Genomic DNA, 12,223 nt, shown 5'->3' with positions numbered 1-12,223 from the left:
CGACTGGCGGCCAACCCTCATCACGCGGTCGACCTGGTCTTGAGCGCATGAAACTCCAGGCCGCAGCCCCGGAAGTCAACAACTACGGCACCCTGGGGATGTTCTGTTCAATCGCACCAACAGCGCCGAACTGGTCGGGAAGACGGCTGTCTATCGTGGCGCCCAGCCGATGGCGTACGCCGGCTATCTCGTCCGGTTGCGTGCATCGGAGGGAAACTCACCCGACTACATTTCAGCATTCCTGAACTCCCGCTATGGAAAAGCGGTTCTGAGAGGAATGTGCAAAAGCATCGTCGGCATGGCGAACATCAATGCTCGTGAGGTTCAGGCGATTCGGATTCCGAAAGCGCCGTCTGCGACGCAGATGCAATTCGAGCAGCGGGTGGCGGCCGTTGAATCCAACAAAGCTCGGCACCGCACCGCGCTCGCCGAGCTCGACGCTCTCTTCGCATCCCTCCAATCCCGCGCCTTCCGAGGTGAGCTATGACCGCGCCGGTATCGGAGATGCCGGTATGGTCCGGCTTTCTCACCCCTGTGCTGGAAGTACTTATGGATGCACAGGTCTGGCGAAAGCGAGACCTGCATACAGCGGTGGAGGACCATCTCGGATTGACTGCCGAGCAGCGGGCGGAGATGCTTCCGTCGGGACAGCGGCGCGCCGACAATCGGATCGGATGGGCGCTCAGTGGGCTCTACCCCGCAAAGCTTGTCGACAAGCCGGCCCGCGCAACCTTCGTCATCACCGATGCCGGGCGCAGCCTGCTCGCGGAACACCCCAACGGGATCACCGAGAAAATTCTGACAACACTCCCCGAATACCAGGACTACGCCCCGGCACGTACAGCCTCGACGATCGATGTCCCACAGGACTCACACGTGACGGTCGAGGAGGAAATCGAGCCACTCGAGCAGATCGAAGGCGGTGTCGGTCGCCTGCACGCCGAGGTCGCAGCCGACCTTCTCGACCGGCTCCGCAATCAGGCCCCTGAGTTCCTGGAGCAGTCGGTGCTCGACGTACTCGTCGCTATGGGATACGGCGGTACCGAAGGCCGGGCAGCCCGCATCGGCGGCTCGGGCGATGGCGGTGTAGATGGTGTCATCGACCAGGACCCGCTCGGACTCGAACGCATCTACGTGCAGGCCAAGCGCTACGCCGCCGAAAATCCCCCGAGCACTCCGTGCAGGGCGGTACCCCCACAGTCGGCAGACCCGAGATTCAGGCGTTCGTCGGTGCCCTGCACGGCGTCGGCGCCGCCCGCGGCGTCTTCATCACCACCAGCTCCTTCACCGTCGGCGCCCGCGAGTACGCGCAGAGCATCGGCACTCGCATCATCCTCATCGACGGGCAGCGTCTCGCGGACTTGATGATCCGGTACGGCGTCGCCGTCCAGACTCGACAGACCTTCACCGTCGTCGAAGTCGACGAAGACTACTTCGAATGAACCGAGGACACCCGTGAAAACACTCCACCCTTCCGCCAGCGACGAGAACTTCGCCGAACTGCAACGGGACCCGTTCTTCGATCCTGCCGTCGACCTCGTCGCCGACTACCTCACCGACGCCTTCGACGACCCGGCCGGCGCGGAAGTGGACCGGTGGACGCTGAGCGCGCTCCCGACCACGAACAAGACCGCCAAGATGCAGCGTCTCTTCACGCTGTACGTCGGGCCGATGGAAGTGCTGTATGTCGAGCGTTACCTCGAGGGAAGCGACATCGTGGACTACCGCATCGTCCTGTATGTGTCGGAGTCCGCTCTCGGTGCCGCCACTTCGAAGACCGTCGAGCAATTGGAGGACAGCCTCCCTCTGCTGCGTTTCCATCGCACCGGGATGGCGTCGGCGGACGGCGACGGTGCCGTCATCGACTGGTTCCTGTCCGACGATGGGGCCGACGAACAGTTCTTCGGCCTGCCTCTCGCCACCGCGATCCGCCCCCTAGCCGAGCTGCTCGTCGGCAAGGGTCGCGGCCCGTACGCGCAGCACCACAACCGTGCGTTCGCGGCGCATGTCCTCGGGCGAGCCACCGACGCCTGACAATCGCTGCAAACGCACGCACACCACCTCAGGCAGCACGCGCCGCGCTACCGCCGCCGTCAGTAGTACCTCCGAGCGAGCTGGGTCGACTTACGACCGGACCAGTAGCTGTCGGTGCGGCGCTCGTGGCTCGATACCCGCAAAGCATTGTGGCGGGATGTTGGCGTATTGGCCTTCTACGTGCGAGTTCAGGCCAACCCCATTTCGTATTACGCTATTGCGTATGGCCGGTGAGACGATCGACGGAACCCCCGTCACCGACGAGATGATCGAAGGCTGGGCCGACGAAGCCGAGGCAGGCTACGACGTCCCCACCTTACGTAAGCGTGGTCGCCCGACCATCGGAGACGGCCCCGCAACAGTGGTCCCGGTCCGCATGGACGAAGCGTTGCTGCAGGCACTGAACGCGCGGGCAGAGAAGGAGCATGTGTCCAGGTCGGAGGCGATTCGAGAAGCGATCCGCGCCTGGGTTCAGGTCGCGTGAAGGCACATTAATCCACACTCGAGCACTCCTGCCTTGATTTCGATCCCCCTGCGGATGTGCACGAGACCAGTCCAGGGGGTGGAGTCCGGTCCCGCAGTAAGCGGGGCTGCCACTCCTCAACTCTCGGCCGGGAACTCGATGGGGTTCTGCCCGGACTCGGTGGCCTGGCCAGACGACGCCCTGCGGGCGGCTGCGCCCAACCGTACGGAGACCCTGCGGGCCGCTGAGCTTGCCTTCGGCCCCTTCCCCACAGCTGCCCGGTCGCCATACCCCGATAGACCATCTCGGCCAGCACTTCTGGCCCCACGTCGGAAGTGACGTGCGGCTTGTACTGGACCCGGTCGGTTGTGTCGACCCGCGCGATCGGGTGCTCCACCACCAGCTGCGGAGACGAAGGATACTGGTGCCCAGTCGGTTTCACGCACGGGAATGGCACCCCTGCGCGCAGCGTCGTTGCGCTGACGTCGGACTCTGGGAGGCGAGCGACGAATGCTCCGACGTGTCGCGGCTACCGGACCGGCCCGCGCACACGTCGCAGCACAAACACCTCGAGCCCCTCGACGGATGTGTCGAGAGGCTCGGGAAGTCAGGACGTCAGCGAAGACCCCGGCGGGGTGAGAAAAAGAGGGTCGGTATCGAAGACCGAACCATCAGAAGCGCCCCCTGGGGGCGTGTGGATAGACTCCACCCTACGGTGCATGACAGTTCCGTTCTGTCGTGTGCCCAGACCCCGGTTGGGTGTTCCCGCACCCTCCGGGGTCGACCTGGTTTCAGGCCGGTTCAGGGATGGTCCCATGCGCGACGACGAGCGTCAACACAAAAGTGTTCTCCAGATCGGAAGCACCGCGCGGATTTCCACCTCTTGCCGATTTCCATTTCTTGTCGGAGGGTCCGGCTACACTTAGAACATGCTTTCGAATGAGGGTGTCGACGCGCTCGGCCAGGTGGGACACCACCTGGCCGTCCTCGACGCCGCCGTCGAGGGTCTCCTCGCCGAACCACTGACGGGCCTGTCCGAAGCCGATGTCGTCGAAGCGCTGCAACGGATGGAGGTCTCTCTGAGGAAGGCCGCCGCCGTCGGGCACCGGCTCGTCGTCCAATCCGTCGAACGGTCCATCCCCGCGCACCTCGCCTGCCGCTCCATCAACGACTTCCTCGTCTCCACTCTCCGCATCTCGGGAGCCGACGCCGCAAGACGCGTGAAGGGCGCCAACAAGACCGGCACGTGGCACACCCTCAGCGGCGAGCCGATGGACGCCACCCTGCCCGCCACCGCGTCGGCGAGCCGCGAAGGCGCCATCGGCCCCGACCACATTGCCGCCATCGCCAGAACCATGCGGCAGCTCCCGAGCAGCACCACCCGCGACGAAATCGACGCCGCAGAGCAGATCCTCGCCGACACCGCTCGCTCCACCACCCCAGAAGACGTCACCAAGATCGGCATCCACCTGCTCGCCCACCTCAACCCCGACGGCAACGCCCCCGACGAACGCGAACGCAAGCGTCGCCGCGGCCTGCGGCTCGGCAAGCAAGGCACCGACCTCATGACTCCGATATCCGGACTGCTGGATCCGGAGACGCGGGCACTCCTCGAACCGGTGCTCGCCAAACTCGCCCGCCCCGGCATGAATAACCCCGACGACCCCGAATCACCCTCCGGGGATGCCGATTCCCCGAATCTGGACCGTACGGCGATGGCGAAGGCCGCCGCCCGCGACACCCGCACAGCGGTCCAACGCAACCACGACGCTCTCAAATTCGCACTGCGGCAGATGCTCTCGTCTGGTGTGCTGGGCAGTCATCGCGGCCTCCCGGTAACGGCGATCCTCACCATGTCGGTACACCAACTCGAGAAGGCGTCCGGCGTGGCAACCACCGCCACCGGCGGCATCGTTCCCATCAGGGATGCACTGCGCATGGCGCAGAACGCCCACCCGGTGCTCGCCATTTTCGACCACAACGGCCGCCCCCTTCACCTCGGTCGCGCCCGGCGCCTCGCCTCGGTGGATCAGCGACTTGCCCTCATCGCAGCGTCTCGCGGGTGCACACGCCCCGGTTGCGATGCTCCTGCCTCCCTCACAGCCGTGCACCACGTGACCGAGTGGAAGTACGGCGGCGCCACCGACATCACCAACGAGGATCTCGCCTGCGACAGCTGCCATGCCCTCGTTCACGATGGCCCCGGCGGATGGGAAACCCGCGTCGCACCGCCTGATGCTGCAAATCCGGGCCGCATCGAATGGATCGCGCCACCTCACATCGACCCCGACCGGCGCCCCCGGGTCAATCACCGGCACCACCTGGATCATTTCGTCGCCGGCGCCCTCGCCCGGCACCGATACCGTCGGGAACGGCCGCGCCGGAGAGATACATCCGGCGCCACCCGGAGTGATGACAACGGCCCGCCACATCCTTGATACCGACACACGTCTCTCGGAAACAGTCGATCAGCGCCGCCGCGGTGGCGGAACGGCAGGCGCGCGAGCGCTCGGCGCCGAGACTCTCGTATCGAAACGCGTACTCGCGAGCCGGCGTTCGGTGAGCCCGATCAGGTCGAGGACCTCGCGTGCGACGTACCCTGTGGTGCCGCGTTCGACGCTTTTACGGGACAGAATTCCAGCGTCCGCGAGTTCGTCGAGCGCGGCTCGCGCTGCGGGGAACGACACCCTGAGGATCCGTTGCACAGTGCGCGCGGTCATGATCGGCGCCTCGGCGAGCACCGGAAGGATGCGTGCTGTCGCGGACCCTGCGCGGGGCTCCCCTCGAAGCCCTTGCGCCTCGCGGTGGCCGGCAAGGCGGCCAACCCACTCGAGCGCCAGCTCGTCGATGTCCCGTGCCAAGCGTTGCGCGTGCTCCGATGCGATGACAGCGGACTCGATAAACGTCGAGAGCCAATCGTTCACGCCAGCGACGGCGTCGGGATCGACCGGGTTGCCCACATACCGGTAGGCGCTCAACCCGTCGACGTAGCGGTCGCTGAGAGTCGACAGCACGAGACTGATCGGGAGCACCGCTTCCGGTGCCAGACCGCGCCTGGCAAGAACGGTGTGGATCAACGCGCGCCCGACCCTACCGTTGCCGTCGGTGAACGGATGGATCGTTTCGAACTGGGCGTGCACGATCCCGGCTTGAATCAGCGGTCCGTGTAGGGATCCGTTGAGATAGTCGACGAGGTCGGTCATCAGCGGTCCGACATCCTCGGGCGAGGGCGGGACGAAATCCGCCTCGAGCGGATGCCAATTCGAGCCTCCGATCCAGTTCTGAACCTGCCGGAGGCCGTGATGCCGTTCATCGGGCAGTAGTGCTGCGTGCAGCATGACGATGTCATCCACGGTGACGGCGTCGGTGTCGACCAGACTGCTCGACGCGTGCCGGAGGACCGAGATGTTGTTGGCCACGAGGCGCGCCTGGTCGCTGAACCCGCGGATGTCCTCGTCCTGCGCCAATTCAGCGAGGGCGACCTGCTGAGGTGAAGGGGCGATCCCCTCGATCATCGAGCTGGCGATAGCCTCCGACCGCAGCAGAAATCGAGCGATCGACTGCAGGCCGCCCGAACCGGGACCTGTCCCGAGTTGCCTGATATCACGCTCTGCGGACGCGGCGCGCACCGCAACGCCTGGAGGCACGGTCAGTGGTCGGTCCGTCACCAGATCGGGAAGGTAGCGATCGTAGTGACCGCCGCGGCGATCGCGCGCAACCAGACCGGAACCGGGATCCGGCTCCCAGTACGCGCGATACAGCTCGGCCACTATGCGAATCCTTTCATTTTGCCCGTTGCAATCAAAGTTTAGTATCTCAATCTTTAATGCGCGACGGCCGCCATTGAAGGTTGTCGACATTCGGCCCCGGCGTTCGTGTCGGACCCGGTCCGTAGTGTTCGTCGGCTCCGAGAAATTCGGATGCCTGTGCCAAGATCGAGCGCAGAACGAAACGTCACTGCGCGGGCGCGCACACGAGCCAAGAGAGGACCACGGCCCATGGTGGGGAACTTCGACTTCCTACAGGCCGAATGGCCGCAGCTGCATGCCGAGGCCAAGAAGGCCGAACGCGACGCGCTCTTCGACCCGCGCACCACCTGCTTCTACGCCCGCCGTGTCGTCGAACACACCGTCAAATGGATCTACCGCACCCAGAACCTGGCGGAGCCGTACAAGTCCGACCTCGCGGCCCGGCTGCACGACGGCAAGTTCGTCGCCGTCGTCGGGCACTCCCTCGTCGCGAAGATGGACCTCATCCGCCGACTCGGCAACACCGCGGTCCACGAGACCAGGTCCGTCCCGAAGGACGCCGGCACGAAGGCGCTCGCGGAACTGTTCCACATCCTGTCCTGGCTGGCCCGCAACTATGCGACGCAGCCGTCGAGCAAGCCGTCGCCGCAGCAGCAGTTCGATCCGGCGCGGCTGCCCAAGCCCGGCGGCGGGGCTGTCGTGGCGAAGACCGTCGCGCAGCTCGGCAAACTCGAAGCCGAGTTGGCCACCAAAGACGCGCAGCTCGAGCAGTCCGAGGCCGAGAAGCAGGACCTCATCGCGCAGGTCCAGGCCCGCGACGAGGCCGCCGAGACGGCAGAGCTGGAGAAAGCGAGCCTCGAGCAGCTCATCGCGGAGCTGCGCGCCCAGATCGAGGCGGCCCACCAGGCCAGTGCCGTCGCACCCGACACCCACGACTACGACGAAGCGCAGACCCGCCGCGACCTCGTCGACCTGATGCTCCGCGAATCCGGGTGGCTGCTCGACCAGCCGCGAGACCGCGAATACCCGGTCACCGGAATGCCCGACGGCAAGAGCGGATTCGCCGACTATGTGCTGTGGAGCGCCGACGGGCGCCCGCTCGCCGTGGTTGAGGCGAAACGGACGTCCGTGGATCCGTTCGCCGGGAAGCAACAGGCGAAGCTGTACGCCGACTGCCTCGAACAGATGACGGGGCACCGCCCGGTCATCTATTACACCAACGGTTTCGAACACCACTTCTGGGACGACCTACGCTATCCGGTGCGGCAGGTCGCCGGCTTCCACACCCGCGACGAACTCGAACTGCTCGTCGCTCGACGATCGTCGATGAGGCCGCTGGCCGACATTCCGGTACCGCAGAAAATCGCCGGTCGGCCGTACCAGGAGAAGGCCATCCGCGCTGTCGCCGAACGGTTCGAGCACGAGAACCAGCGGGCCGCATTGCTGGTCATGGCCACGGGTTCCGGAAAGACCCGTACCGTCGTCGCTCTTGCCGACATGCTGATGCGCGCCAACTGGGTCAAGCGGGTGCTGTTCCTCGCCGACCGCAAGGCCCTCGTCAAGCAGGCCGTCGCCGCCTTCAAGACGCATCTACCCGATTCGTCGCCGGTGAACCTGCTCACCGACAAGAACACCGAGGGCCGCGTCTACGTTTCCACCTATCCCACGATGATGGGACTCATCGACGAAACCGACAGTGGTGCCAAACGGTTCGGCCCCGGCTACTTCGACCTCGTCGTCATCGACGAGGCGCACCGCTCCGTGTACCAGAAGTACCGGCACATCTTCGGCTACTTCGACTCGCTGCTGCTCGGCCTCACCGCCACCCCCAAGGACGAGGTGGACTACAACACCTATCAGCTGTTCCACCTCGAAACCGGCGTCCCCACCGACGACTACTCGCTCGACCAGGCAATCAACGACAGGTTCCTCGTACCGCCGCGCGCGGTGACGGTGCCACTCACGTTCCCGCTGCAGGGAATCCGCTACGCCGACCTCACCGACGAGGAGAAGAAGCGGTACGAGGGGATCGACTGGGGCGACGACGTCCCCGACGACGAGATCCCCGATGTCGTCCAGGCCGAGGCCGTCAACAAGTGGCTGTTCAACATCGACACCGTCGACAAGGTCCTCGAAACGGTCATGACGCACGGCCACCGCGTCGCGGGTGGCGACAGGCTCGGCAAGACCATCGTCTTCGCGAAGAACGAGCGGCACGCCCAGTTCATCGCGGATCGGTTCGACGCCAACTACCCCGAGTTCAAGGGCTCGTTTGCGCGCGTCATCACCCACTCGGTGACGTACGGTCAAGACCTCATCGACAAGTTCTCCCAGCCCGACCAGGAACCGCACATCGCGATCTCCGTCGACATGCTCGACACCGGCATCGACGTCCCCGAAGTCGTGAACCTGGTGTTCTTCAAACCCGTGCGGTCGAAGTCGAAGTTCTGGCAGATGGTCGGCCGCGGCACCCGGCTGCGACCCGACTTGTACGGTCCCGGCCAAGACAAGACGGACTTCTTCATCTTCGACGTGTGCGGCAACTTCGACTATTTCGATCAGCACCCGGACGCCTCCGAGGGCGCGCTCTCACCCTCGCTGTCGCAGCGGCTGTTCACCGTTCGCACCGAACTCGTTGCTGCACTGGACCGTTCCGGCGGGGCGACCGAGCTGCGCAAGGCAACCGCGGACACACTGCACACCCAGGTCGCCGGTATGCGGCTCGACAACTTCATCGTCCGCACCCGTCGTCGTGAGGTCGAGAAGTACACCGACCGCGCTGCCTGGGACTCACTGACAGAGCAGCAGGCCGCCGAGATCGTCGAGGCACTCGCCGGGCTGCCTACCACCGTGCGCGACAGCGACGAGATGGCCAAGCGGTTCGATCTCGTCGTCCTGCGAGGGCAGCTCGCTGTCATCATCGACGACGGCACCCTTCCGAAACACGAAGGCACCATCCGCGGTGTCGCCGACGGGCTGCTCGAGGAAGGGCTGGCGATCCCGAAGGTCAAGGCCAAAGAGGAACTGCTCCGCGAAGTCGCGGGCGACGAATGGTGGCTGGACGTCACCCCGGAGATGCTCGAACACGCGCGACGGGAACTGCGATCGGTCGTCGGGCTGCTGGCGAAGAAGAAGCGCGCCATCGTCTACACCGACTTCACCGATACCCGCGGCGAGGTCGTCGAAAGGGACATGCCGGAGATGCGGTCCGGTACCGACGTCGAGCGCTACACCGCGAAGGTGCGCGACTACCTGCGCCGCCAGCCCGACAACCTCGCCCTGCAGAAGCTGCGTTCCGGGAAGTCACTGACCGCGGCAGACCTGGAATCCCTCGAAGACCTGCTGGCGCGCAGCGGCGCCGGCGACTCCGAAGACATGGAACGGGCCATCGCAAACGCACAGGGGCTCGGGCGATTCATCCGCTCCCTGGTCGGGCTCGACCAGCAGGCCGTGCAGGAAGCTTTCGCGGAGTTCCTCGGTGAGCGGACCGCCTCGTCCAGCCAGATCGACTTCGTCAACCTTGTGATCAGTCACCTCACCCGGCACGGAGAAATGGATCCGAAGCTGCTGTTCGAAGCGCCGTTCACCGATACCGCGCCGCAGGGGCCGACCCAACTGTTCGCACCCGAGCAGACGAAACGCCTCGTCGGCGTCATCCGGTCGATCAGTAACTCTGCAGGAGCAGCCACCGCCTGATCAGACGCGCTCACCGACGAAACCCTCCCACGCTGGTGTGCGCCCATCCGGGTGGCCTGTTACTCCGAATCCTGAGCGACCGACACACTCGAGGCAACATGGTGCCTGCACGTTCCGTGCCGGCCCGACCAGGAGGAGCTCTTGAGCACCACGACGACATCGAAACCCCACCGTTCTCGTCTGCGATGGCTGATACCCGCCGTGCTCCTTCTGGTATGGCTCGGAATCGCGGGCGGCGGCGGGCCGTTCGCAGGCAAACTCAGCGAAGTCGCCTCGACCGACGCGAGTTCCTTCCTGCCCGCCTCGGCGGAATCGACCCGCGCCGACGAGATCTACGCCGAGTTCCGCGACAGCGACGCTATTCCGGCGATTGTCGTCGCCGAGCGCGACGGCGGGATCACCCAGGACGACATCGCCTTCCTCGCCACGGAATCGGCGGGACCGCCGCCCATCCCCTCCGAGGACGGGCAGGCAGTGCAGATGATCGTCCCGATCGACAGCAACGTCGAGGTCAAGGATGCCGTCGAAGAGCTGCGTACCGCGCTCGAAGGCGCACCGCAAGGCCTGACCGTCCACGTGACCGGACCCGCGGGTCAGGCGGCGGATCTCTCGGCTGCGTTCGCCGGGATCGACGGATTGCTGCTGCTCGTCGCGGGCGGTGTGGTGCTGCTCATCCTGATCGTCGTCTACCGCAGCCCGATTCTTCCGTTCGTCGTCATCATCTCGGCCGTGTTCGCACTCGCGCTCGCCAGTGCGCTCGTCTACCTGCTCGCCGACGCAGGCACGATCGCGCTCAACGGGCAGAGCCAGGGCATCATGTTCATCCTGGTATTCGGTGCAGCCACCGACTATGCGTTGCTGCTCGTCGCCCGCTTCAGAGAAGAATTGCGCATCCAGGAAGACAAGTACGCTGCCATGCGCACAGCGTGGCGCGCCTCGCTCGAACCCATCGCAGCATCGGCGGGCACCGTCATCCTCGGTGTGCTCTGCTTGCTGCTGTCCGATCTGAACTCCAACCGCGGTCTCGGACCGGTCGCCGCGATCGGTATTGCCGCGTCGTTCGTCGCCTCAATGACCTTCCTGCCCGCCGCCCTCGTCCTACTCGGGCGAGTCGCCTTCTGGCCCACCCGGCCGCGGTACGAACCGAATTTCGACAGCGACAACCTCGAACAGGCGCACCGCTTCTGGAACCGAATCGCCCAGTGGGTGGGATCGAAACCGCGACCCATCTGGATCGTGTGCAGTCTCGTACTCGTCGCCTTCGCGCTGCTGCTGCCGCAATTCAAGGCTGCCGGTGTGGCCTCGTCCGATCTGTTCCTCCTGCAGACCGATTCCAAGTCCGGACAGCAGATCCTCGGTGAGCACTTCGACGCAGGCAGCGGTTCGCCGACCGTGATCATCGCAAACGAACCGTCACGCGACGCAGTGACCGACGCCGCCCGGATCGAGGGCGTCACCACCGTCGAACCTGTCACCGGCCCGGACGGTGCCCCCACCGTCGTCGACGGGCAGATCGCTCTCCAGGCCACCCTGTCCGACGCGGCCGACTCGCTCGAGGCCGAGGCCACAGTCGAACGCATCCGCGAAGCCGTGCACGCGGTGCCGGGCTCCGACGCTCTCGTCGGCGGGCCCACCGCGGTCGATCTCGATACCAAGGACACCGCTACCCGCGACCGCACACTGATCATCCCGGTCGTCGCGCTCGTGGTACTGCTGGTACTCATCGTGCTGCTGCGGGCGATCGTCGCGCCGATTCTGCTGATGCTCACCGTCATCGTGTCGTTCGCGGCCACTCTCGGTGTGTCGTCGCTGCTGTTCAACCACGTGTTCAACTTCCCCGGCTCGGATCCGGTGGTGCCGCTCTTCGCATTCGTGTTCCTCGTTGCGCTCGGCGTCGACTACAACATCTTCCTCATGACCCGGGTGCGCGAGGAAACGAAGAAGGTGGGCACGCGCACCGGCACTCTCCGTGCGCTCACGGTCACCGGCGGGGTGATCACGTCGGCGGGAATCGTGCTTGCCGCCACGTTCTCGGCGCTGGCGGTGATTCCGTTGCTGTTCCTTGCGCAACTCGCGTTCATCGTCGCGTTCGGCGTACTGCTCGATGCGCTTCTGGTGCGGTCGCTGGTGGTCCCGGCACTGACGATCGACATCGGCCGCAAGGTCTGGTGGCCCAGCGCACTGTCGCGTAGCGAGCCCGATACCGCGGCCGAGACCGACACGAAGGCAATGTCCTAGCGCGTACCGTTCGCAACGGAGGCCCGACAACGATACGGTCGGG

General features: G+C 65.4%; 8 protein-coding genes and 1 pseudogene. 8 read left to right on the top strand and 1 reads right to left on the bottom strand.

Translation table 11 applies throughout. The features are described from left to right. Positions 1–169: 169 nt before the first annotated feature. The 6 genes and pseudogenes from EV641_RS24500 (at position 170) to EV641_RS24480 (ending at position 4,935) form a co-directional block, all read left to right on the top strand. Positions 170–487: a hypothetical protein gene (locus tag EV641_RS24500; RefSeq protein WP_199233377.1), complete on the top strand. Its 318-nt coding sequence runs from the start codon at positions 170–172 to the stop codon at positions 485–487. Next, positions 484–1,101 (top strand): annotated as a pseudogene (locus EV641_RS30310) (winged helix-turn-helix domain-containing protein); the annotation flags it as partial. The gene EV641_RS24500 and the pseudogene EV641_RS30310, both read left to right, overlap by 4 nt. Positions 1,102–1,178: 77 nt before the next feature. Beyond that, entirely contained in the window at positions 1,179–1,442 is a 264-nt protein-coding gene (locus tag EV641_RS30305) for a restriction endonuclease (protein WP_347238248.1), read from the top strand. A 13-nt stretch (positions 1,443–1,455) separates the two neighbouring features. Continuing rightward, entirely contained in the window at positions 1,456–2,034 is a 579-nt protein-coding gene (locus tag EV641_RS24490; RefSeq protein ID WP_132475252.1) for a hypothetical protein, read from the top strand. Between the two features lie 223 nt (positions 2,035–2,257). After that, a complete protein-coding gene (locus EV641_RS24485) occupies positions 2,258–2,518 on the top strand; it encodes a ribbon-helix-helix domain-containing protein (RefSeq protein WP_132475249.1) in 261 nt (86 codons plus the stop codon). 908 nt (positions 2,519–3,426) lie between these two features. Then, the gene (locus EV641_RS24480; RefSeq protein WP_132475246.1) at positions 3,427–4,935 is read left to right on the top strand and encodes an HNH endonuclease signature motif containing protein; all 1,509 of its coding nucleotides are present in this window, start codon (positions 3,427–3,429) and stop codon (positions 4,933–4,935) included. A gap of 30 nt (positions 4,936–4,965) precedes the next feature. Here EV641_RS24480 and EV641_RS24475 read toward each other — a convergent pair whose 3' ends face one another. After that, positions 4,966–6,267 carry a Fic family protein gene (locus tag EV641_RS24475; protein WP_241997443.1) on the bottom strand — a complete coding sequence of 434 codons (1,302 nt, stop codon included), beginning with the start codon at positions 6,265–6,267 and terminating at the stop codon, positions 4,966–4,968. 228 nt (positions 6,268–6,495) lie between these two features. Between EV641_RS24475 and EV641_RS24470 the strand changes: the two genes are divergently transcribed. Continuing rightward, positions 6,496–9,942 carry a DEAD/DEAH box helicase family protein gene (locus EV641_RS24470; protein WP_132475240.1) on the top strand — a complete coding sequence of 1,149 codons (3,447 nt, stop codon included), beginning with the start codon at positions 6,496–6,498 and terminating at the stop codon, positions 9,940–9,942. A gap of 141 nt (positions 9,943–10,083) precedes the next feature. Beyond that, on the top strand, positions 10,084–12,180 hold the full coding sequence (locus tag EV641_RS24465) for an efflux RND transporter permease subunit (protein WP_132475237.1): 2,097 nt from the start codon (positions 10,084–10,086) through the stop codon (positions 12,178–12,180). The last annotated feature ends 43 nt before the right edge of the window (positions 12,181–12,223 follow it).

Origin of the sequence: Rhodococcus sp. SMB37, from assembly GCF_004345605.1 — a bacterium.
Classification (GTDB): Bacteria; Actinomycetota; Actinomycetes; order Mycobacteriales; family Mycobacteriaceae; genus Rhodococcus.
Note: the sequence above shows the minus strand (reverse complement) of the source record. Positions and strands in the feature narration are given on the sequence as shown.